General features: G+C 54.1%; 19 protein-coding genes, 1 tRNA gene, 1 rRNA gene and 3 pseudogenes. 2 read left to right on the top strand and 22 right to left on the bottom strand.

All coding sequences use genetic code 11. The features are described from left to right. Positions 1 to 175 precede the first annotated feature (175 nt). The 8 genes and pseudogenes from SGP1_RS01020 to ubiD all read right to left on the bottom strand — a co-directional run bounded on the left by SGP1_RS01020 (position 176) and on the right by ubiD (position 8,522). Positions 176 to 252, bottom strand: a tRNA-Ile gene (locus SGP1_RS01020). Positions 253 to 325: 73 nt separating this feature from the next. Then, positions 326 to 1,867, bottom strand: a 16S ribosomal RNA gene (locus tag SGP1_RS01015). A 361-nt stretch (positions 1,868 to 2,228) separates the two neighbouring features. Continuing rightward, a complete protein-coding gene (gene hemG, locus SGP1_RS01010; RefSeq protein ID WP_011409986.1) occupies positions 2,229 to 2,777 on the bottom strand; it encodes a menaquinone-dependent protoporphyrinogen IX dehydrogenase in 549 nt (182 codons plus the stop codon). 13 nt (positions 2,778 to 2,790) lie between these two features. Then, a complete protein-coding gene (gene trkH / locus SGP1_RS01005) occupies positions 2,791 to 4,242 on the bottom strand; it encodes a Trk system potassium transporter TrkH (protein ID WP_011409985.1) in 1,452 nt (483 codons plus the stop codon). 43 nt (positions 4,243 to 4,285) lie between these two features. Further along, positions 4,286 to 4,851: pseudogene (locus tag SGP1_RS01000) on the bottom strand (YigZ family protein). Further along, positions 4,848 to 6,176, bottom strand: a complete 1,329-nt coding sequence (pepQ, locus tag SGP1_RS00995; RefSeq protein WP_011409983.1) for a Xaa-Pro dipeptidase — start codon at positions 6,174 to 6,176, stop codon at positions 4,848 to 4,850. The pseudogene SGP1_RS01000 and the gene pepQ overlap by 4 nt, the downstream one beginning before the upstream one ends. A gap of 109 nt (positions 6,177 to 6,285) precedes the next feature. After that, positions 6,286 to 6,987 carry an NAD(P)H-flavin reductase gene (gene fre, locus SGP1_RS00990; protein WP_011409982.1) on the bottom strand — a complete coding sequence of 234 codons (702 nt, stop codon included), beginning with the start codon at positions 6,985 to 6,987 and terminating at the stop codon, positions 6,286 to 6,288. Positions 6,988 to 7,037: 50 nt separating this feature from the next. Continuing rightward, positions 7,038 to 8,522: a 4-hydroxy-3-polyprenylbenzoate decarboxylase gene (gene ubiD, locus SGP1_RS00985; RefSeq protein ID WP_011409981.1), complete on the bottom strand. Its 1,485-nt coding sequence runs from the start codon at positions 8,520 to 8,522 to the stop codon at positions 7,038 to 7,040. Between the two features lie 183 nt (positions 8,523 to 8,705). Between ubiD and rfaH the strand changes: the two genes are divergently transcribed. Further along, positions 8,706 to 9,197, top strand: coding sequence for a transcription/translation regulatory transformer protein RfaH (rfaH, locus tag SGP1_RS00980; RefSeq protein ID WP_011409980.1), 492 nt, complete (start codon positions 8,706 to 8,708; stop codon positions 9,195 to 9,197). 104 nt (positions 9,198 to 9,301) lie between these two features. Here rfaH and tatC read toward each other — a convergent pair whose 3' ends face one another. The 9 genes and pseudogenes from tatC to udp form a co-directional block, all read right to left on the bottom strand. Then, the gene (gene tatC, locus SGP1_RS00975; RefSeq protein WP_011409979.1) at positions 9,302 to 10,072 is read right to left on the bottom strand and encodes a Sec-independent protein translocase subunit TatC; all 771 of its coding nucleotides are present in this window, start codon (positions 10,070 to 10,072) and stop codon (positions 9,302 to 9,304) included. A gap of 3 nt (positions 10,073 to 10,075) precedes the next feature. Continuing rightward, the gene (gene tatB / locus SGP1_RS26200; RefSeq protein ID WP_011409978.1) at positions 10,076 to 10,774 is read right to left on the bottom strand and encodes a Sec-independent protein translocase protein TatB; all 699 of its coding nucleotides are present in this window, start codon (positions 10,772 to 10,774) and stop codon (positions 10,076 to 10,078) included. Positions 10,775 to 10,777: 3 nt separating this feature from the next. Beyond that, positions 10,778 to 11,044 (bottom strand): twin-arginine translocase TatA/TatE family subunit, encoded by a 267-nt coding sequence (gene tatA, locus SGP1_RS00965; RefSeq protein WP_011409977.1) that lies wholly within the window; start codon positions 11,042 to 11,044, stop codon positions 10,778 to 10,780. A 50-nt stretch (positions 11,045 to 11,094) separates the two neighbouring features. After that, the gene (gene ubiB, locus SGP1_RS00960) at positions 11,095 to 12,729 is read right to left on the bottom strand and encodes a ubiquinone biosynthesis regulatory protein kinase UbiB (protein WP_011409976.1); all 1,635 of its coding nucleotides are present in this window, start codon (positions 12,727 to 12,729) and stop codon (positions 11,095 to 11,097) included. Then, positions 12,726 to 13,334, bottom strand: coding sequence for a ubiquinone biosynthesis protein UbiJ (gene ubiJ / locus SGP1_RS00955; protein ID WP_011409975.1), 609 nt, complete (start codon positions 13,332 to 13,334; stop codon positions 12,726 to 12,728). Before ubiJ ends, ubiB begins: the two co-directional genes overlap by 4 nt. 12 nt (positions 13,335 to 13,346) lie before the next feature. Further along, complete coding sequence (ubiE, locus tag SGP1_RS00950; RefSeq protein ID WP_011409974.1) at positions 13,347 to 14,105, bottom strand: bifunctional demethylmenaquinone methyltransferase/2-methoxy-6-polyprenyl-1,4-benzoquinol methylase UbiE; 759 nt, start codon at positions 14,103 to 14,105, stop codon at positions 13,347 to 13,349. Between the two features lie 70 nt (positions 14,106 to 14,175). Continuing rightward, positions 14,176 to 15,771: a DNA recombination protein RmuC gene (gene rmuC, locus SGP1_RS00945; protein WP_011409973.1), complete on the bottom strand. Its 1,596-nt coding sequence runs from the start codon at positions 15,769 to 15,771 to the stop codon at positions 14,176 to 14,178. A gap of 66 nt (positions 15,772 to 15,837) precedes the next feature. Then, positions 15,838 to 16,335, bottom strand: a pseudogene (locus tag SGP1_RS32345) (DedA family protein). After that, positions 16,332 to 17,099, bottom strand: a complete 768-nt coding sequence (udp, locus tag SGP1_RS00935) for a uridine phosphorylase (protein WP_011409972.1) — start codon at positions 17,097 to 17,099, stop codon at positions 16,332 to 16,334. Before udp ends, SGP1_RS32345 begins: the two are co-directional and overlap by 4 nt. 382 nt (positions 17,100 to 17,481) lie before the next feature. On the opposite strand from udp, the pseudogene SGP1_RS28895 reads away from it, so the two are divergent. Beyond that, positions 17,482 to 17,570 (top strand): annotated as a pseudogene (locus SGP1_RS28895) (dienelactone hydrolase family protein); the annotation flags it as partial. A gap of 559 nt (positions 17,571 to 18,129) precedes the next feature. Here the strand turns inward: SGP1_RS28895 and SGP1_RS34845 are convergent. The 5 genes from SGP1_RS34845 to SGP1_RS00925 form a co-directional block, all read right to left on the bottom strand. Continuing rightward, positions 18,130 to 18,261, bottom strand: coding sequence for a hypothetical protein (locus tag SGP1_RS34845; RefSeq protein ID WP_279379419.1), 132 nt, complete (start codon positions 18,259 to 18,261; stop codon positions 18,130 to 18,132). After that, positions 18,255 to 18,494, bottom strand: a complete 240-nt coding sequence (locus SGP1_RS32340; protein ID WP_243466313.1) for a primase-like DNA-binding domain-containing protein — start codon at positions 18,492 to 18,494, stop codon at positions 18,255 to 18,257. Before SGP1_RS32340 ends, SGP1_RS34845 begins: the two co-directional genes overlap by 7 nt. 138 nt (positions 18,495 to 18,632) lie before the next feature. After that, complete coding sequence (locus SGP1_RS22990) at positions 18,633 to 19,322, bottom strand: DUF5906 domain-containing protein (protein ID WP_050747313.1); 690 nt, start codon at positions 19,320 to 19,322, stop codon at positions 18,633 to 18,635. 18 nt (positions 19,323 to 19,340) lie between these two features. Beyond that, positions 19,341 to 19,586, bottom strand: a complete 246-nt coding sequence (locus SGP1_RS22985; protein ID WP_050747312.1) for a hypothetical protein — start codon at positions 19,584 to 19,586, stop codon at positions 19,341 to 19,343. Positions 19,587 to 19,895: 309 nt separating this feature from the next. Next, a complete protein-coding gene (locus tag SGP1_RS00925) occupies positions 19,896 to 20,111 on the bottom strand; it encodes a hypothetical protein (RefSeq protein ID WP_041866507.1) in 216 nt (71 codons plus the stop codon). Between the last annotated feature and the right edge of the window lie 1,998 nt (positions 20,112 to 22,109).

Raw genomic sequence — 22,109 nt, 5'->3', positions numbered from 1 at the left:
GTCGCTCACCCGCGACGATACCGTTTACCTGCCGGTAAACCCGATACCGCACCGCGACGTTACAGTACGACAGCCAGTCTCGCCTTCTTCGCCCCCCTGACGCACAGCCTCTCATGCCGCCTGTCGGCAACATGCTGCCCTCCTCATCACGGGAACCCACGGAAATAAGCAGAACTGGTAGGCCTGAGTGGACTTGAACCACCGACCTCACCCTTATCAGGGGTGCGCTCTAACCACCTGAGCTACAAGCCTATAGCAGGTTTTTCTTGCTCGTGACAATTATCAGACAATCTGTGTGGACACGTCACTCAACGTATCGCTTAGGTAAGGAGGTGATCCAACCGCAGGTTCCCCTACGGTTACCTTGTTACGACTTCACCCCAGTCATGAATCACAAAGTGGTAAGCGCCCTCCCGAAGGTTAAGCTACCTACTTCTTTTGCAACCCACTCCCATGGTGTGACGGGCGGTGTGTACAAGGCCCAGGAACGTATTCACCGTGGCATTCTGATCCACGATTACTAGCGATTCCGACTTCATGGAGTCGAGTTGCAGACTCCAATCCGGACTACGACGCACTTTGTGAGGTCCGCTGACTCTCGCGAGATCGCTTCTCTTTGTATGCGCCATTGTAGCACGTGTGTAGCCCTACTCGTAAGGGCCATGATGACTTGACGTCATCCCCACCTTCCTCCGGTTTATCACCGGCAGTCTCCTTTGAGTTCCCGACCAAATCGCTGGCAACAAAGGATAAGGGTTGCGCTCGTTGCGGGACTTAACCCAACATTTCACAACACGAGCTGACGACAGCCATGCAGCACCTGTCTCAGAGCTCCCGAAGGCACCAAGGCATCTCTGCCAAGTTCTCTGGATGTCAAGAGTAGGTAAGGTTCTTCGCGTTGCATCGAATTAAACCACATGCTCCACCGCTTGTGCGGGCCCCCGTCAATTCATTTGAGTTTTAACCTTGCGGCCGTACTCCCCAGGCGGTCGATTTAACGCGTTAGCTCCGAAAGCCACAGCTCAAGGCCACAACCTTCAAATCGACATCGTTTACAGCGTGGACTACCAGGGTATCTAATCCTGTTTGCTCCCCACGCTTTCGTACCTGAGCGTCAGTCTTCGTCCAGGGGGCCGCCTTCGCCACCGGTATTCCTCCAGATCTCTACGCATTTCACCGCTACACCTGGAATTCTACCCCCCTCTACGAGACTCTAGCCTGCCAGTTTCAAATGCAGTTCCCAGGTTAAGCCCGGGGATTTCACATCTGACTTAACAGACCGCCTGCGTACGCTTTACGCCCAGTAATTCCGATTAACGCTTGCACCCTCCGTATTACCGCGGCTGCTGGCACGGAGTTAGCCGGTGCTTCTTCTGCAGGTAACGTCAATCGATAGCGCTGTTAACGCTAACGCCTTCTTCCCCGCTGAAAGTGCTTTACAACCCGAAGGCCTTCTTCACACACGCGGCATGGCTGCATCAGGGTTTCCCCCATTGTGCAATATTCCCCACTGCTGCCTCCCGTAGGAGTCTGGACCGTGTCTCAGTTCCAGTGTGGCTGGTCATCCTCTCAGACCAGCTAGGGATCGTCGCCTAGGTGAGCCATTACCCCACCTACTAGCTAATCCCATCTGGGTTCATCCGATGGTGTGAGGCCCGAAGGTCCCCCACTTTAGTCTTGCGACGTTATGCGGTATTAGCTACCGTTTCCAGTAGTTATCCCCCTCCATCGGGCAGATCCCCAGACATTACTCACCCGTCCGCCGCTCGCCGGCAAAGAAGCAAGCTTCTTTCCGCTGCCGCTCGACTTGCATGTGTTAGGCCTGCCGCCAGCGTTCAATCTGAGCCATGATCAAACTCTTCAATTAAAAGCTTGATGCTCAAAGAATCAAAACTGGTATTCATATGAATATTTGTTGTTCACTCTTCAAGACTTGATATTTCGGTATGTCGATATCGTCTTGTGAGTGCCCACACAGATTGTCTGATAAATTGTTAAAGAGCAGTGCCGGCTGTTTTCTCGACCCGCACGGGTGGCACATATTACGCTTTTCTGCTGTAAAGTCAAGCTTTTATTTTCCCGTAGCGGGCCGCCTGCCTCTGGCTGAGCCTGTGCGCCGTAGCGACTGTTCCCGGTCAGTGGAGGCGCATTATAGGGCCTTCGCGGCCGTTGACAAGGATAAATAACTAAAATAGTTTTAATTGGTTTTTTTCAGCAAAACGGCCCGATTAGGGGCGCGGCGGCGCCTGTTTGGCGGTCAATTGCGCTAAATCACCGGCAAAGGCAGAAACTTGCTGCCAATCCGTATATTCCACTTCCTTGGTGCGATCGGTTTCACCGCCGGTCATGCGCATTATCATCTGGATCATCACTCGATCAAACCAGCTGTAGCGGGGGTAGCACAATGCACCCGCGAACACGGCGCAAAGATCCGGTCGCCAGGGGGTTTTCGCCAGGAATTTCCGGGTGTAGACGTTCGTGCTAGGGGTGCGTTTATCGGGCTTGCGCGCCGTCAAATTGACGGCATAAAACGCACTGGGGATACTGTGCAGCCATTCAAGCTGCTGCGCGATAAAGTGGTCAAGATCCGCGGCAAAGCGGCCATAGCGTATGGCCGCCCCCACGACCACCCGCTGATAACGCTGCAGATCAAGATCCTGTGCGAGGTGCAAATCCACCACATCACATTCGCAGCAATCGGTAAGATGGGCTGTAATCGCGCGCGCAATTTTGTGCGTTTGGCCATCGTGGCTCAAATAGAGAATCAACGTTTTCATGGTAAACCTTGTATCACTCACGCCAAAAGGTCGGCGTAAACAGAACCAATAAAGTGAATACCTCCAGACGGCCAAACAGCATGGTCAGGATGAGGATCCACTTGGCCACCGCGTTCATGGAGGTAAAGTTATCGGCCACGACACCCAGGCCGGGCCCGAGGTTGTTTAGCGTTGCCGCCACCGCCGCAAAAGCGGAAAAGTTATCGACACCGGTGGCGACTACCGCTACCATACTGAGGATAAACACTAGCGCATAAGCGGAAAAAAAACCCCAAACCGCTTCCAGAATTCGTTCCGGCAGCGCCCGGTTACCCAGTTTGATGGTGTACACCGCGTTTGGATGCACCAAGCGTTTCAGTTCACGCGAGCCTTGCAAATAGAGCAGCAGAATGCGGATCACCTTCAACCCGCCTCCCGTAGAGCCGGCGCAGCCACCGATAAACGCCGAGCAAAGGAGCAATATCGGCAGGAATAACGGCCATTGAGCGATGCCGTCAGTGGTAAACCCGGCGGTGGTTGCCATGGAAACCACTTGAAAAAACGCCTGATTAAGCGTTTGCAGGCTGTTAGCGTATACATCGTAACGCCAAAGAATCAAAATGCAGACCACCACCAGCGTCAACTGTACCGCAATAAACATGCGAAATTCGGGATCTCGCCAGTAGACTTTCAGATTGCGGCCGCTGAGGGCTGCGAAATGGAGACCGTAATTGCATCCGGATATCAGTAGAAATATGGCGACAATCGTGTTGATAAGCGGGCTATGGTAATAGCCAATACTCGCATCGTGGGTGGAAAAGCCGCCGATGGCGATAGTGGAAAAACTGTGGCTAATCGCATCGAATGCCGGCATACCCGCGCCCCACAGCGCTAGCGCGCAGGCGATGGTCAGCGCCACATAGATGAGCCATAAGGTCTTGGCGGTTTCGGCGATACGCGGGCGCATTTTATTGTCTTTCAGCGGACCGGGCATTTCCGCGCGATACAGCTGCATGCCGCCGACGCCGAGGATAGGTAGAATCGCCACCGCCAGCACAATAATACCCATGCCGCCAAACCACTGTAGCATCTGCCGGTAAAACAAAATGGCGTGGGGTAAGGTATCAAGCCCTACCAGCGCCGTGGCGCCGGTGGTGGTCAGCCCAGAAAAGGATTCAAAAAACGCATCGGTGACTGACAAATTAGGGTGTTCGGCAAATAAAAACGGCAACGCACCCACACTACCCAGAACGGTCCAAAACAGCACCACAATGAGGAACCCTTCGCGAGATTTCAATTCACTTTTTTGACGACGGTTCGGAAACCACAGCAAAAGTCCAATAGCCTGTGCGCAAAAAAATGTTTGCGCGAAAACGCTGCCGGCACCATCCCGATAGATCAAGGCCACCAGGCCGGGGATTATCATAGTCACCGAGAACAAGGTGACGAGCAGACCCACGATGCGGGTTATGGTGCGAAAATGCATGTCTGCACTATCCTTAATGATTACACAATTCAGGCGGAAGGTATTATTGTGGAACCAGCGTCAATTGCAATGCGTCGCGGCTAAGATCGCGCAATTTATCATTGGCCACCGTAATGCGATGCAGCGGTATCTCGAGAGTGAGTTATAATCGATTCCTGATATTTACCTTCAACGATTAGCCCTTCAGCCTGCTGTATCGCGACCTCTACCCAGGCCAACTGTGGGTAATGGCAGCGCAGCACGAAACACCAGCGCTGTAGGCTTTGACCAGTCCGCCGGTGCCCAGTTGAATCCCTCCATAATAACGCACCACTACCGCAGTGATTTCCCCGAGACCGCTTCTATCCAGCTGGGCCAGGATTGGCTTGCCAGCGGTACCCGAGGGCTCTCCATCTTCGGATAACCCCCGTAGGCGGGAGTCAGAAGGCGGGCCTGCAATATATGCCAAGCAGTGATGCGCGGCCGTCGGATGCTGCCGGCGACATTGCAGGATATAAGCTTTGGCGGCGTCGATCCCCTGAGTGGGGGACAGTAACGTGATAAAACGACTTTTTTGATTTCCTCCGTCAGCGTGACTTCCGCCGCCGGTGCGAACCATGACGTCGTCATTCCAATTTCAGCGCGCGCGTCATATTTTCGATGTGATTGTCGTGAATAACGATATTGTCCTCAATACGAATACCGCCATAAGGCTTAAAGCTTTCAATACGCGACCAGTTGAAATGACGGCCAAAGGTGTTGGCGCGCCAAGGGGCCAGCAGCGATTCGATAAAATAAAGACCGGGTTCGATAGTCAACACCATCCGCGGCTGCAGCACGCGCGTGCAGCGCAAATGAGTATAGCGTGACTGCGGCGCCAAAGACGTGCCGCGATCGTCTTGCATAAAGCCGGCGACATCGTGCACTTGCAACCCTAACGGATGGCCTAGGCCGTGGGGGAGGAACGGCAGGGTCAACCCCTCCGTCACCATCGCATCCTCACTCAAGCCACTGAGGATATCAAACTGCTTTAAAAGCTTAGCGATTCTACCGTGCATCTGTAGATGATAATCGATGTAGTTAACGCCAGTTTCAATGGTGGCGATAAGCGCCTGCTGCTCGCTATTCATCGCCGCGATCAGCGCGGCGAAGTCACTGTCTTTCTGCGCCGCATAGGTTCGGGTCAGGTCGGCGGCGTAACCGTTGTATTCGGTGCCGGCATCGATAAGAAAACTCATTACGTGTTCTGGCGTGTGCTGGTCCAGACGGGTGTAATGCAATACCGCCGCATGTTCATTCAGGGCGATAATATTATCATAGGGCACATCGGTATCGCGGTGGCCGCAAGCGCTGAGATAGGCGATATTGATATCGAATTCGCACATACCGGACAAGAAAGCCTCTTTTGCCGCCCGATGACCATTTACCGCTGATTTTTGCGCTTCGCGCATGCAGGCTAGTTCGTAGTCGGTCTTGTAGGCCCGGTGATAATGCAGATAATCCAGTACCGGCTGCGGGTTGATAAAGTCACGTTCCATTCCCAGCAGAGATGCCCGATGCGGCGACGATCCCAAATAGGCGACGTTGTCGCGCGGGGGCAACAGCGCGGCAATCTCGTCCGGATCGGCGAACGGGACGATATCTACATACGGCGTCCAAAAGCTGTCCGGCAACGGTTCCACCAGGTACCAATAATCTATTGACAGGTAGTACCACAGTTTTGGCTTGTTAACTCCGTCGACCCACAGCCAGCAGTGCGGCACGCGGGTAACCGGAAACCAGGCTTTGAACTGTGGATTGACCTTAAACGGGTAGTCATGATCATCAAGAAAGCGGCTTATCGGCTCGCCGGCATGGATCAGTAATCCTTCCAGCTGCTGGCGCTGTAATATCTCCCGGGTGCGCTGTTGGAGAGTGGCGATATGATCCCTGTATAACGAAGAAAGCGATTCCATTTTCAGACCCTATGCGGAACGTAATTGACCCATATTACCATAGCGCTCCGCCTGGAACAGCGCCCGACCGCCGCCGCGCGAGTCACTGCGTTGGTGCGGAGAGATCGGTTTAGATAAAAGCGAAAGCGTCACCAAAAATGCGTTCGACCACGGCGCTGCGCTCGGCGCAGAAACGTTCACGGGCGATTTTCGCCATTTCAAAGCGCCCCGCGATATAAATATCGTAGGGTTCCAGAGAGCCATAGTCCTGCATCACCGCCATCAGCACTGTGCCGGAACGACCCTGCCAGTACTCATCAGGCTGTTCCACAACCGGTACCACAGACAATTGCGGATGCAGTAGGGTAAGCGCTTCCAGCCCGTCTAAATCATACAGATGATCTCGCTCCCGTCCCCCCCAGTATATCGCCACTTTTCGCTCGGGCTGGCGCGCCAGCACCGTCAATAAAATAGAACGTGCGTAAGAGAAGCCGGTGCCACCGGCGATCAGCACGATCGGCCGGTCGGTATTGTCACGTAACCAGGCTTCGCCTTGCGGGACTTCGACGGTGATTTCCCTTTCTTTCAGGATACGGTCCATGACCGCCATCGCATACAGATTGAGTTCGGAAGCGCCGATATGCAGCTCGATAAACGTCGTTTCCATGGGCGTCGACGCCAGGGAAAAAGGCCGTTTATCACGTTCATCCATTACCACCATCAGGTACTGACCGGCGCGGAAGTGGAAAGCCGCTTCCGGTGCCAGCCGTACGCGGTAAACAGTATCAGTAATGGCATCCACGGAAGAGACCTTACAGGTCAATGTTGTCATGCAGTCCCTCTGTCGGGTCATTAAGCAAATTGCCACGGGCGCCACGTATATTACGACTCGTGACCATTGTTCAGGATAGCCAGTTGGTCCCAGATAGCGTCAACGCGCGCGCGTACCGTCCGATCCATTTCAATCGGCGTGCCCCATTCGCGCTGCGTTTCTCCCGGCCATTTATTTGTCGCGTCCATGCCCATTTTCGAGCCTAGTCCGGAAACCGGCGAAGCGAAATCAAGATAATCTATCGGCGTATTTTCCATCAAGACCGTATCGCGTGCTGGATCCATTCGGGTGGTCATCGCCCAAATCACGTCTTTCCAATTACGTGCATTAATATCATCATCGCATACGATGACAAATTTGGTATACATGAATTGACGCAGGAAAGACCAGACGCCCATCATCACCCGCTTGGCATGACCGGCATATTGTTTTTTGATGGTGACCACCGCCAGACGATAGGAACACCCTTCCGGCGGCAAATAGAAATCCACGATTTCCGGGAACTGTTTTTGCAAAATAGGTACGAAGACTTCATTAAGCGCTTCGCCCATTACCGCCGGTTCATCGGGCGGGCGACCGGTATAAGTTGAGTGGTACAGCGCATCGCGCCGCTGCGTAATATGGGTGATGGTAAAAACCGGGAAGCTATCGGTTTCATTGTAATAGCCGGTATGATCGCCATACGGTCCTTCCGTCGCCGTTTCGCCCGTCTCCAGGTAACCTTCCAGCACGATTTCGGCGCTGGCCGGTACGTCCAAATCGCAGGACGCACACTTGACCACCTTGGTTTTGCTGCCGCGCAGCAGGCCTGCGAAAGCGTATTCGGAGAGCGTATCAGGCACCGGCGTTACCGCGGCCAGGATCGTCGCCGGGTCGGCACCGAGTGCAACCGCGACCGGAAAGCGTTGACCAGGATTTTGCTGCGTCCATTCCTGGAAATCCAGCGCCCCGCCGCGGTGCGAGAGCCAGCGCATAATCACTTTATTTTTGCCTAATACCTGCTGGCGATAGATACCAAGATTTTGCCGTTCCTTGTGCGGCCCGCGGGTGACCGTAAGCCCCCAGGTGATAAGCGGCGCGGCGTCGCCGGGCCAACAGTGCATGATCGGAATACGGCCGAGATCCACATCCTCCCCCTGCCAGATCTGTTCCTGGCAAGGCGCAGAGTTCAGCCGTTTGGTCGGCATATGCAGCACCTGGCGAAATTGGGGAGCCTTGTCCAGCAAATCGCGAAAGCCCTTAGGCGGCTCCGGCTCTTTTAAAAACGCCAGCAATTTGCCCACATCGCGCAAAGCGTTAACGCTCTCCTGACCCATACCGAGCGCCACCCGTTCAGGGGTGCCGAACAGGTTGCACAGCACCGGCATGGTGTACCCTTTCGGGTTTTCAAACAGAAGTGCCGGACCGCCGGCGCGCAGCGTGCGGTCGGCAATCTCCGTCATTTCCAGATAGGGATCGATGGGCAAGCTGATTCGTTTTAATTCTCCTCGCTGCTCCAGCAGGGCGAGGAAGTCGCGCAAGTCACGGTATTTCATAGCTTCATCAGGAACATTATTTAGCCTGCATTATAAGATCTGTTTATCAGCCTTGCTGGCCTTTTGTCAAAGATCGGTAAAAATAAGCCGTCCTGACTGCCCGACAGCGGCGGCGTCCTGTGCTATATATATGTTATGGCTTTTGCTATGCTGAGACTTCGATGAGATAGGTAAATTGTTACTATGGAAGCTTGGTATTTATTGTATTGTAAACGCGGGCAATTACTGCGAGCTAAAGAACATCTGGAACGGCAGGCCGTTGCCTGTTTGACGCCGATGGTCACCCTGGAGAAAATCATCCGGGGCAAGCGCACAGAAACCTGCGAGCCACTGTTTCCAAACTATCTGTTTATCGAGTTCGATCCGGAAACGATCCATACGACCACCATCAGCGCAACCCGCGGTGTAAGCCACTTTGTCCGCTTCGGCAGCTTACCGGTAATTATCCCTTCCGCAGTCATTAACGATCTGCGCGAGCATAGTTTTGACAACGTGACCGATCCTGAGACGCCTTTATCCGGCGATAAGGTATTGATCACCACCGGAGTATTTGAGGGGCTGCAGGCCATTTACACCGAACCCGACGGCGAGGCGCGCTCTATGCTGTTGCTGAATCTATTGAACAAACAGGTCTATCAAAGCCTGGATAATCGTCTGTTTCAGAAAATGCAGTAGCCCGTATTAGCGCGGCGGACAACGCCGAAAAATCTGGCCATAGCAGCTACCTACAGCCCAAACCGCCTTAGTCCTGACAGACGTCATCGTGGCGCATACCGGTGTTACTCAGGCTCGTCTCCTCGGGATCTTCCTCTTTCCTCATCACGTTTGCGCCCTTTACCAACATAGAACCGGGCGAAGAAAAAGCCGATTTCAAACAGCAGGTACATGGGTATTGCCAATAGCGTCTGGGAAAACACATCCGGCGGCGTCAGCAGCATACCAATGACAAAGGCGCCGACGAGCACATAGGGCCGCTTTTTGCGCAGATCCTCCGGCGTCACCACGCCGCTCCAGCACAGCAGTACGATCGCCACCGGCACTTCAAACGACACCCCGAACGCCATAAACAATGCCATGACGAAATCGAGATAATTATTGATATCGGTCGCGATAAGCACGCCGCGCGGGGCGGTGTGGGCAAAGAAACTGAAGGCCAGCGGGAAGACGACGAAATAGGCGAAAGCCATACCGGCGTAAAACAGCAGCGTGCTGGAGAACAATAGCGGCATCATCAGCCGCCGTTCATGTTTGTACAGCGCGGGAGCAACGAACGCCCATACCTGGTAGAGCAACAGCGGCGCGGAGACAAATACCGAGACGATGATGGTCAGCTTGATTGGCGTGAAGAACGGCGACGCGACATCCGTCGCGATCATGCTGGCGCCCACCGGTAGCTGTTTGATAAGCGGTGCGGATATCAGCTGATAAATATCGTTAGCAAAATAAATCAGCGCCAAAAAAACCACCAGCACGCTAAGGATGCAATAAAGTAGCCGCTTGCGCAGTTCGATTAAGTGACTGATCAGAGGTTGGGTATCATCAACGGCCATGGACTAGCGATCATTATTCAGTGGAGAAGTGGACGAAGCCGGCCCCGTGGCGGTTGCCGCTCTGCCGGGTTCTTCTGGTGCCGGCGCCGGCGCGGCGGGCGTCGCAGCCTGCGTGGCCAGGTTTGCGGCGGAATCAGCCGGCGCGGATACTTTGGCGCTCGGCGAGGTCGAAGCAGCATCAACGCTTGCGGCAGCCGGCTGGCCGATAGCAGCGGCTGCAATCGGCTCACCCGGATTAGCGACCGAATCGGCCGGCGCAGAAGCCTTGACGCTTGGCGCCATTAGCGGCGCTTCAGCCTGACGATCGCCCTCCGCCGGCGTCACGCCGTCATGCAACGCCTCCGGATCGGTGACCAGCGGGTTATGAATGGTATGCGGTTCAGTCGGGTCCAGTGCTGCGCTATTGATACCCTTGAAATATTTCTTCATGGACTCCGCCGCCTCACGCAGCTCCTCCATAGAAGCTTTCAGCTCCGGCGACAGATTGTTTTTACTGGCCTCTTCGACTTTTTTCAGGCTGTCCTGCAACTCTTGCAGCTTAAGCTCCTGCGTTAATTCGTTCTGCACCGTCGACGCCATAGATCGTATTGCCCTGATCCACCCTGTCACCGTCCTGACCGCAACCGGCAGCCGTTCCGGACCCAGCACCACCAGTCCGATAACGAATAACAGCATAAGCTCACCAAATCCAATATCGAACACGGCTTATACATGCTCTTTATCTTTATTTTTGGCTTCATCCGGACATGCCAGGTTGGCTTTCGGCTCAATGGGCGGCGCGGTAAAATCGGCATCCTGAGAGGACTTGTCCGACGATGTCGACGTCGTGTTGTCATCCTCGCTCATGGATTTTTTAAAGCCTTTAATCGAGGCGCCCAAATCCGATCCCAGGCCGCGCAGTTTCTTGGTGCCGAACAACACCACCACGATAGACGCAATGATCAGTAACTGTGTAATGCTAATACCACCCATAACTTTGCCTCACAAAAGGGGTAAAACTCGGGTTAACGTTTCACCGACGGCTACGCAGTGCGTTTCCAGCCGATAATCCAACTGACGGTACCGGCGGCCATAAGCCAGGCCGGCAGGGATCCTTCGTCAGCGCCTTGCGTCATTAAAAACGTGCCAATGAGCAGCAGCGTGGCGCCAATGCCGAACAGAAAACGGGATTGGCTTTGGCGCACGTGATGAACCCGCATTTCCACCGTCAAGCGATCGACGCTTTTCTGCAACAGGCGATGTTGCTTGAAGCCGTCGTAAACAAGTTCGGGCAACTCGGGCAACTTTTCCGCCCAATAGGGCGCCTTTTCCTTAAGCGCGCGCAGAATGGCCGGCAGACCCATCTGATCCTTGATCCATTCTTCCAGAAAAGGCTTGGCCGTTTTCCATAAATCCAGCTGAGGATAAAGCTGGCGCCCGACGCCTTCAATATACAGTAGCGTTTTTTGCAGTAATACCAGCTGCGGTTGCACTTCCATATTAAACCGCCGCGCGGTATTAAAAAGATTCAATAGTACGTGGCCAAAGGAAATTTCCGCCAGCGGCTTTTCAAAAATAGGCTCGCAGACGGTGCGAATAGCAAACTCGAAATCTTCGACATTGGTATCCGGCGGCACCCAGCCGGAGTCCACGTGCAGCTCCGCTACCTTGCGGTAATCGCGGTTGAAAAAAGCGATAAAATTTTCCGCCAGATAGCGCTTATCTTCTTTATTAAGCGATCCGACAATACCACAGTCGATACCGATATACTGCGGGTTCTCGGGATGTTCAAAACTGACGAAAATGTTGCCAGGGTGCATATCGCCGTGAAAAAAACTATCACGGAAAACCTGGGTAAAAAAGACCTGTACCCCGCGCTCCGCCAGCAGCTTCATATTGGTGCCCTGCTTCTCCAGCGCGGCCACATCATTGACCGGTACGCCATAGATGCGCTCCATCACCATCATGGTTTCACTGCAGTAGTCCGGGTAGACCTCCGGGATATACAGCATCGGGCTACCGTCAAAATTACGTCGCAACTGGATGGCATTGGCCGCTTCACGCAGCAAATTGAGTTCATCGAGCAGCGTCTTTTCATATTCCAGCACGACCTCGACCGGCCGCAGACGTCGACCGTCCGGCAGCAGATGCGGCACCCAGCTGGCCAGCCGGTACATCAGACGCATATCGGCTTTGATCATCGGCAAGATATCCGGGCGGATCACTTTGATCACCACCTCTTGGCCGTTTTTTAGCCGGGCAGTATGCACCTGCGCAATCGAGGCGGAAGCCAGCGGTTCCTGCTGAAAATCGTCGAACCAGGTTTCCAGCGGCTGCCCCATGGAACGCTCGATATGCGCGCGCGCCAGGGCGCCGTCAAAGGGCTGCACCCGGTCTTGCAGCATCGCCAGCTGATCGGCGATGGCCGGCGGAAACAGATCGCGGCGGGTCGAAAGCATCTGGCCGAACTTGATCCATACCGGACCCAGTTCCTGCAACGCCAGGCGTAAACGTTCGCCCAGCATGCGTTGTGCATGGTTGTTCGGCATCCAGAACAGCAAATTGCGTCCCAGCCGCAGCGGCAGAGTCAACCGCGTTTTCGGGATAAGCTCATCCAGGCCGTAGCTGAGCATGACACCAATAATCAGATAGAGGCGGCGGAGCTCTCCGAATATCATCTGCTGGCCTCCAATTTTTCCAGGCGGGCCGCCAGATTCTCGCCGGCCCGGGTGACCTCATCCACTTCGCCGCAAAACCACGCCTGTTCCAGGGCCGAGGGCGCCAGGCGCCATTCATCAGTTATTGCCTGCATCACCCGCCCTTGGCCGGTGCGCAACAACCGCGGCGTGCTGGTCAGCCAGCGCGCGACCGTTCGACTGACGCTTTCAGCGGCGATATCGCCTATCCAGGGGGCCAGCAGTTCAGCCCCATCGAATTCAGCCATATCCAGCAGCGCGGCGAATTGCTGCAGGCACTGGAGATCGCCCTCTACGTCTAGGAAGCCTTGCTTAATCAGCTGCGTCAACTGCTGACGTTCCCGCAGCGCCGGCAATGTGGCAAGACGGGTGCGCACCGTGCAATCAGCCGCGCCATCCCAGGCGTTGAGCACATCCACCTGACGCTCGCCGAATACCAGAATAACCGGCGTCTCCCATTCGGCCAATTCAAACCGCAAAACTTTACCTTTCAGGCGCTCACGGGCGGCGGACATAGCGCGATCTTGATAAAGCAGGCGTTCAAGCACGACTTCCAGCGTTGCGCTTATCAACGGCATCAGCAACATGTCATATCCCGATCAGAATTTATAACCGCGGTGCAGGGCCACGATGCCGCCGGTCATATTGAAATATTCGGCGCTGTCGAACCCGGCATCCAGCATCATCGATTTGAGTGTTTCCTGATCCGGATGCATGCGGATGGACTCCGCCAGATAGCGATAGCTACCAGCATCCCGGGCCACCATTTCGCCGATGCGCGGCAGAACGTGGAAGGAGTAGAGATCGTAAGCTTTTTTAAGCGGCTTGAAACGCGGGGTGGAAAACTCAAGAATCAGCAGTCGCCCGCCGGGTTTCAGCACCCGGTACATAGACTTTAACGCCTGCTCTTTCTCGGTCACGTTGCGCAGACCAAACGAAATGGTAATACAGTCGAAGGTATCATCCGGAAACGGCAGCGCTTCAGCATTGGCCTGAACATAGCTGACATTGCCCAGAATGCCGCGATTACGCAGCTTCTCAAGCCCCACCTTCAGCATGGAGTCGTTGATGTCCGCCAGCACCACCTCCCCGTCTTCACCCACCAGACGTGAAAATTTGGCGGTCATATCGCCGGTGCCGCCTGCCAGATCCAGAACTTTTTGCCCGGGGCGCACGCCGCTGCACTGGATAGTGAAACGTTTCCAGATGCGGTGAATACCGAAGGACATCAGGTCATTCATCAAATCGTATTTTGCCGCGACGGAGTGAAAGACATCCGCCACCATCAACGCTTTCTGGTCCTTCGCTACGGTGCGGTACCCGAAGTGGGTCGTTTCACGCTTGTCGTCATCTGCCATGTTCGTCGTCCTGCTCAATCAGTTTCAGAGAAGTGTAACAGATGCGTGCTGAAAGCCCCACCGCGGCACGTTACTCCCGCAGCGGGCATTCCTCACGCGGCTGCCGTGACGGACCAGACCCGTCCCGTGCCCCATCCGTCGGTGAATCGCGTTCTTCCTCCTGCTGTGGCGCACCCGCTGTCGGCAGGTCAGTCACCGCCGCCGTCGCCTCGCCGGGGCGATCGGCAAACGGAACATGGACGCCCGGCGCTGAAGCAATGGGCCGTTTAATTTCTACGCCCAGGGCGCGGAACCCTTCAGCCTGGCCGATAATATTACCACGCCCGTCGGACAATTTATTCTTCGCCAGCCGGTAGCTGGCTTGCGCTTTATCAAGGCTTTGGCCGATAGCATTAATATCATCGACAAACAGCCGCAATTTATCATACAGGCGCGCCGCGCGTTCGGCGATATGCTGAGCATTGCGGCTTTGATGCTCGTAACGCCACAGGTTATTGATAGTGCGTAGCGCAACCAACAGCGTGGTGGGACTGACCAACATAATATTGTGCGCCAGCGCTTCGCTTATCAGCTCCGGCTGCCGGCTAATCGCCACCATAAAGGCCGGCTCTATCGGCACAAACATCAGCACATAATCCAGCGAGCGTAATCCCGGCAATTGCTGATAATCTTTACGTCCCAGCAATTTCATATGGGCGCGTAGCGAATTGACATGCTCGGCGAGCGCCAACTGGCGTTCAGCATCATTATCGCTGTTAAAATAACGTTCATAGGCCACCAGCGACATTTTCGCGTCAATGACCACATCTTTACCCTGCGGCAGCCGCACCACCACATCGGGCTGAAGACGTCGACCGTCGCCTTGCTGAATGCTGATCTGGGTCTCGAACTCATGACCTTCACGCAGCCCTGACGCTTCCAGCACCCTGCTAAGCACTACTTCGCCCCAATTTCCCTGCGCCTTGTTATCTCCCTTGAGCGCGCGGGTCAGATTGACGGCCTCTTGGGCCATCTGGGCATTGAGCTGCTGTAAATTGCGGATTTCATGGGCCAGCGTGTGGCGTTCACGCGCCTCCTGGCCAAAACTGTCCTGCACCTGGCGGCGAAAGCCCTCCAGTTGTTCGCGCAGCGGCATCAGCAGCCGGTCAAGGCTCTGCCGATTTTGCTCGTCTACCTTGCGTCCGCTGTGCTCAAAGATGCGGTTGGCCAGATTTTCAAACTGCGCCGACAAGCGTTGCTCGCTGTTCATTAACAGGCGTTGCTTCTCTTCTGCCCCCAGCCGGGTTTCCTCAAGACGGATAGCGACTTCACGCAGTTCCGCCTTCTGGCTGCTGTTAATTTCCCTCTGTGCCCGCAGCTCTTGATTCAGCTGCTCGCACTCCTGGCGAAAATGGGCAAGAGAGGTCAACCGCGCCTCGGCGGCGGCCAACCGGCCGAACAGATCACGCTGCTCGCATTCGCCCTCTCGCGTCGCAAGTTCGGCCTGCCGGCGAATGTTTTGTTCGTCGGCGAGCGCCTGACGCGCCGCCTGCAGCCCCTGCTCGAGACTGACCCGTTCCGCTTCCTGCGCCAAATGCCGCTGATGCAGACGGGTGCCAGCAATGAGCCAACCAACCCCCACGCCAATGAGTGCGCCGCCGATACCGTAAAACAGGCTGTAATCCATAGTGCCTCCACCTAACTCATGCTGACAGTCACGTTAAGGGGAAACTGTATAGATGTCCAGCTCCTTTTATTGGCCGACGAAGCGCGCCAGCCAGTGCAGGCCGAATGCCCAGAACGCTGCAGACACAAAATTGGCTAATTGGAACCCTAGCCGCAGCATACCGAAAAGCCCTGCCACGAGCGGTACTACCGCACGCAGCGGGCCGAAAAAGCGTCCGAGAAAAACGCCGGCTATCCCCCAGCGGCAAAAAAGACGTGGCTGCGCTGGAGCATGGCGGTATGACGGGTGAAAGGCAACAGGTCATAGACCCGTTGCTGATAGTGGGCGCCCACCTATTAAGAGAGCCAGTCGCCAAAAAAAGCCGCCCGCAACCGCGGCACAATAAATCGGCCAAAACGGGATGCCGGCTTCGCCAATCAGCGCGCCCAGCCCGAGCAAGATAATCGTCGCCGGCAGCAGTAGCGACAAAAAGGCCAATGACTCGCTGAAGGCCAGCAGAAAGACGATGCGGCAGGCCCGCCCAGATTCGGAGACGCCGCCCGCGGGCCCATCGACCGTCGTCAGACGGTAAACAACAGACGGGAGGCCTCGACGACGATAGTCACGGCGTCGCTTTCCGTTTGTTGCAATGCCGCCACATCAGGCGTTTCCTGCTGCAGGCGGTTGACGATAACCCCCGCCACCATACCGGCACGCAGCCCCTGCGTCGCGCACATGGTCAATAAAGTCGCGGATTCCATTTCGTAATTCATCACTCCCATACCCTGCCATTCCTGTAGTGATCCTTTAAACTGCCGCACCACCCCGCCAGAATAGGTGTCATAGCGCTCTTGGCCGGGATAAAAGGTGTCGGAGGAAGCGGTGACGCCCACGTGCAACCGGGCGCCTCTCTGTTTCGCCGCCTGCACCAGTGCGGTGGTGCAGGCAAAATCCGCTACCGCCGGGAATGCCAGCGGCGCAAAGTGCTGGCTGGCGCCGTCCAGACGCACGGCGGCGGTGGTGACCAGCACATCGCCCACATTGATGGCGTTTTGGATGGCGCCGGTAGTACCCACCCGCAAAAAGGTGCGGATGCCAAGCTGGGACAGTTCTTCCACCGCGATAGAGGTAGAAGGCCCGCCAATGCCGGTAGAACATACAACCACCGACTTGCCCTCCAGCTCCGCGCGCCAGGTGGTAAATTCACGGTGCGTCGCCAAATGTACCGGATTGGTCATCAACCGGGCGATTTTTTCCACCCGTTGGGGATCGCCCGGTACGATGGCAAGCGTAGCGCCTGCCAGGTCGGAAAATGTCAGGCCAAGATGGAAAACGTCAGACCGCTCCACGGCATATCCCTCTGAAAAAGATAGCTTATATCGCCGATAATATCATTAATTCCCGGGATTTAACGTGATAAATCCCCGTTTTTTCTCTCCGTGCCCTACCCCCCGCTACGGTTGGCGCGCACGAAAAGCTTGCGTAACTGGAAGCACGATCTACATTCGCATGATGGCGGCATTGACGGAACCGGCTTCGGCGATCTAAGTTGACAGGTGTAGCTGTTTAACTGGTGATAATGACAAAAGGTTAATGCCAATGAGCCCTAACGATACCCTTACTCCTTCGACGTCGGTTACCGGTTTTGCCCGCGCCGCGGGCGCACCGGGCGCAATCGCTATCGTCACCGACGAGGCAAATTTGACCTGCGGCCCCACCACCGTTCCCAGCCCACTGGCCAGCATGACGCTTTACCGGTAGTCATCGTGGTGCAGGAAATTTTCGGCGTCCATCAACACATTCAGGACCTTTGCCGCCGCTGGCCAAGGCACCTAATCAAAATTCAATTTTTTGTTTTATAAGTTTTTTATTTAAAAGTAAAATTCAAAGCCCCTTTTTAAAGCCACTTTTAAAATTTCGTCAATCCGCATTGCACAAAAAGCAAGCGACAGAGAGTGTATAGCAGTCCATGCTAATCTGTTGTAGTCCTCTGTATATCCCCAGCCCTCAAACACCAAGACGCACTTAACTATTCGCAAGATTTTATATTCACCAGTGCAATCATGTGTCGGTATAATATTAAGGCACAGGACAGAAGTCAAATGTTAATGAAATGTTTTCATTAAACATTCAAGTAACAAAGGTCGAAAACACAACAAATAGAAATTATTATTTATCAATACCTTATGTTTTTCACCTCTAGAATCTATATATGTTGCTCCAACTGTTCAGACTGGCACCTAATTCTATGTTTTTAAATATAAAAATAGCCTGAACACTTGTGTTCAGGATTTTTGGGTTTTCAGAGTCGAAATGTTAAATCTATGTTTCAGATAAAAAGCCCCGGAAAGGAGCTTTGAAGGGTGTTTGGGTAAAATATTATAGTGCTAAGGTATCATCCTCCGCCACGTCCTGCAACCATTCCTCGGCGCTCTCCGTCAGTTCCAGGTTGTACCGAACGCCTTTTTCTTTCTTGTCTTTCTTCAACTCCGTACCGTACTCTTTCAGCACGATGGGCAGTCCCGTCCAAAGGTGGTCAGCGTCAACGGGCGCTGGTGTCTGCAAGCCTCCAGATAGGTCAGATACGCATGGTAGAGGTATACTCTGGGGTCTGACGGGATACGGTTATTCCCCATATATATCCCATTGGCGTTTTCCAACGCTTTCAGGTGCTCGCAGAAGCTGTAGAGCGTGTCGTTGATATTTTTAACCGCCAACGCCTCGCTGGAATCCCGTTGCAGCACCAACAGGCGTTTAGCACGTTCTGGCTCGCTAAACGCCTCCAGTAGGGCGCGGACGATGACCGGTACCTCCGCACTGATTTTCTCTAATTAATAGCGGGTCTTGCTGCGATTCCTTTACCGAATGATTAAATGGAAAAATCACACGGCGTCGGGCGATGCCCTCTTGCCGTTCAGTAAAAAGCTCATCGGCTCGTTGTCGATAATAATCACCACGGCTTTTAGCACAAGGCTGTAGGGCTTAAGGTGCTTGGGGTCAATCAGCACACTATCGCTCCCGGTTACCGTCTTGATACCTGCACCCGCCCCGACGTAGCGCACCTGGTCGGGCAAGGTGATTAGACTCTTGCCAACAAACGGTTCACGCTCGCGGGCGCTATCCAATGCCGCCATGCTGCCGCTTTCCGCGTTGTGCTCCCCGGCCAGCAGCGTTGCAATACCGGTAAAGACGCTTTTTCCACTCCCCCCCCGGTGCCGGTTACCTCCAAAAAAGCTGCCAGTCATAGCGGTTTGCCAGTACCATAAACAGCACTGCCTTGATGCAAGCGGCTTTACGCTCTTCGCTATCGGCGCATGCGCTTTCGGCGTTTCGCCGGGCAACGGTGGTGTGTAGCTAATACCGTTATGGGTCGTCAGCCAGTCCTCGGCCTTGTGCGCCCGGAACGTTTTGGCGTTCAGGTCGTATACACCGTTCGCAAAGCCGACAAGGTGGCGGCTGGCCTCACCCATGAGCGGGATTTGCCATTTCATCGTATCCACGGCGTTAGTGATATCGCGAGGAGAGAATGTCGCCTCGTTCTCGCAAAATATCTGCGCCATCTGACGTTTCAACTCGCCATCCGGCAGATGCTACCATATCTGACCATTATAGCGATGCACCATCTCGCCGCACGCCTTGAGCCGCACATCGCCGTAGTACTCTGCCAGCAACGCGCCTCTTTGACTGGCGGCCATCTTTTTTTCAACCAACTGTGCGCGAAGGTGGTAAGCGCCGCGATTTACCCAGCCGAGGTCTTGAGCGTCATTGAAGATTGCCCGGCAGTTGGTGGTACTGGCCTTTAATGCATCCCAGCGTTTGGCGGCGACTTCTTCCAAATCCTCCTCGTAAGCCTCTTGGGCCGTTGCCGACCAGTCAATAAACAGTTGGCGCGCCTCGTCTTCGTCTCAGCGATCCTCTTCGCGACCAGCGCAGCAACGCGCAGCGGGAGCGCGTCAACGTCCACTGGCGCACCGTCAAAGGTCATGGCCCTGGCGCGGCTGTCGGGGCAATAGAGGAAGCTCTGCGCGCCATAGACGCTACGGTCCAGCAAGAGATAATCATCGCCGCTGGTTCATGTCGCCTTGCTCACGTCTACACTGTCAAGCGTGAAGCCGATATCAGCCATCAGTAGGCCCTCAAACGCTTCACACACTGCCGGATGCATCGGGATGCACCAGTCGAGAAAACGCCACCACGAGGCGTATACGCGGCGATTGAGGCGTATGGCTGGCCGTCTGATAGGAAAAGGCCGCATAGCGTGGTAAATGGTCGGTCAGTTTGCGCACCGCCCTCGGCGTACAGGCGTCGAAGTCATAGCCGCCAAAGGCGCAGGCAGCCATATTTTTCTTGATACGCAGCATACCGGCCTCCTTGACCGGCGGTGCGAACCAGAACAGTTTGGCTTTTTCAGCGCGCAGCGCTTGAGCGCTAATGTCCGGCGTTATGGCAATTGTCGTGCGCTTAGCAATAATGCGCTGGCGAAACGCATTAAACTATCCACAGTCTGCAGCTCGGGGGGGGGGGAGGTACTCGAAGATTATTTTTACTGTGCTCGAATTCTAGGTAGTGGATGTTAGTTTCTACATCACCCTTGCGATCTATTTCATAACCTGGATGTGCCTCCACCCAATCATCGTTAGCTATTTTTTCAGTGTAAGGACGAACTAACATTTCTGGTGCCGCTATAAATTCACAGTGAAAATTGCTTATTTCCTCAAACAGGTCGTGATATCTTGTAGCGCCATCGCTTCGGCGGCACGCTCAAGTGTGTATTCAGGAAGGAAAAAATTAGGTGGGATAGACTTGGCTTTTTTGCTCATTAAACGTTCGCCTTATTGCAATCGCCTCGAGAATGAAGTGAGGCAGGGTGGTAAGGCGAAACCGCCGGTTCTTCCCGTCGGGATAGCCTCAGTGACATTTTGTCATACCCCAGACGCAGATCAACGGCTGTAGACTGCACTGGACGACTTACGGGGTTTTTGCCAGAATCGGCGGAAAGTAGAGGGTGTGAGAATTTGCAATTCTAGCCGAGCGATAGAATTAAGCTTAATCAATGGGTTACATATACGGGCAAGGGTGGAATTTGAAATGCGCCCCTTGAGCGGAGGGGAGTTTGCGCTCGCCCGTTTTGGGGTGCTCAAATTGTAACCGAAGGTGGGATTCCACTATCGCTTATAATTTGAGCAAAATTTTGATTCGGGGTGTTTACCTCTTGCCATGTGCACAGAGTGTGTCGGCTGGGCTTTTGCAGCTAAGATATTGATATATATGGTATATTAGATTTGCGCTACGGCTAAGCACTCGTTTTTGGGTGTTTACCTAGCGTTTGCGAGTTACCGATGGTAACGCACAAATTTCGAGCAATGCTCAGAAATGAGCTTCGGGATTTCCCGATTTCAAATCGGCAAATTCCGATACGGTTACTTTTTGAACTACAAAATTTTTGTAGTTGCGAGTCGCTAGAAGATACGCTCAACCCTGAGCGTATCTGGCAAGGGCGAATTTGAAATCCGTGCTATGCGTCATGACACCGGGTGTTCAGAGTGGCAGATTGCCGCAACGTATTGCTATTTACCATGGCTCAACATTGAGCCATCTACCCCCTGCCCGAAAGCGTAGAGTCGATTCCGGCGTTTCGACGGAATTAAACAAAATCAATGGGTTGGCAGATTACCCGAATTTGGGTAATTAAATAAAATCAATGGATTATGCAAGAGCAACGAAATTAGTTGCTCTGACCTCCCCGGATTCGGGGAGCGCAAAAATCGGCATTGGTATTCAATATGTTATCTGGGCACAAGCCCCCTCTAGTCTCGCTGATTTTGCGAGTAACTTAATAGTAACGCACAAAGTTTGAGCGAAGCATTGATTAATGCTCCGGGGCTGCACAAATCTCCAATCGGCATTAACATTCAATAGGTTATCTGCACATACCCCATGAACTGCGTCGAAATAATCGACGCGGTTGGCCGTGCTGCACAAATCAAAAATATCCTAGCTATTTCAATCTATTATCTGCACACAACACCCTGTATCACACTCGAAAGTAGTGCTCATCGTCAGCTTTTTCCGGATTTTGCAAAGTTCCACTGCCGTGGAGTCGTGGAAGCTGATTTCTGCTTAAAAGTTGAACTACAAAATTTTCATAGTTCAAAATATAGAAAGGTGCACGTCAACCGACATCGTCAATCACTTCACTGCTCACGCGACCATGCCTGAAAGCGTCTGTGCGCCATTGTGAGAAGATTTCTATTCTAGGGGTAATCGAGTCAGACATTGGCAAAGCGTCTCTATCAAGCTAACAGGTGCCTTAAAATCGATATCGGTGAATGGATGCATGCCTGAAAGCGTCTGTAAGC

It is taken from the genome of Sodalis glossinidius str. 'morsitans' (assembly GCF_000010085.1).
Taxonomy (GTDB): Bacteria; Pseudomonadota; Gammaproteobacteria; order Enterobacterales; family Enterobacteriaceae; genus Sodalis; species Sodalis glossinidius.
This window is presented reverse-complemented; position numbering and strand designations above follow the sequence as displayed.

Coding starts and splice junctions, on each gene's coding strand:
- ubiJ (WP_011409975.1), bottom strand. CDS start 13,334: ATGTTGCTGATGCCGTTGATAAGCGCAACGCTGGAAGTCGTGCTTGAA.
- tatA (WP_011409977.1), bottom strand. CDS start 11,044: ATGGGTGGTATTAGCATTACACAGTTACTGATCATTGCGTCTATCGTG.
- rfaH (WP_011409980.1), top strand. CDS start 8,706: ATGGAAGCTTGGTATTTATTGTATTGTAAACGCGGGCAATTACTGCGA.
- hemG (WP_011409986.1), bottom strand. CDS start 2,777: ATGAAAACGTTGATTCTCTATTTGAGCCACGATGGCCAAACGCACAAA.
- trkH (WP_011409985.1), bottom strand. CDS start 4,242: ATGCATTTTCGCACCATAACCCGCATCGTGGGTCTGCTCGTCACCTTG.
- pepQ (WP_011409983.1), bottom strand. CDS start 6,176: ATGGAATCGCTTTCTTCGTTATACAGGGATCATATCGCCACTCTCCAA.
- fre (WP_011409982.1), bottom strand. CDS start 6,987: ATGACAACATTGACCTGTAAGGTCTCTTCCGTGGATGCCATTACTGAT.
- tatC (WP_011409979.1), bottom strand. CDS start 10,072: ATGGCCGTTGATGATACCCAACCTCTGATCAGTCACTTAATCGAACTG.
- ubiB (WP_011409976.1), bottom strand. CDS start 12,729: ATGATATTCGGAGAGCTCCGCCGCCTCTATCTGATTATTGGTGTCATG.
- ubiE (WP_011409974.1), bottom strand. CDS start 14,105: ATGGCAGATGACGACAAGCGTGAAACGACCCACTTCGGGTACCGCACC.
- rmuC (WP_011409973.1), bottom strand. CDS start 15,771: ATGGATTACAGCCTGTTTTACGGTATCGGCGGCGCACTCATTGGCGTG.
- SGP1_RS00925 (WP_041866507.1), bottom strand. CDS start 20,111: ATGCTGCGTATCAAGAAAAATATGGCTGCCTGCGCCTTTGGCGGCTAT.
- ubiD (WP_011409981.1), bottom strand. CDS start 8,522: ATGAAATACCGTGACTTGCGCGACTTCCTCGCCCTGCTGGAGCAGCGA.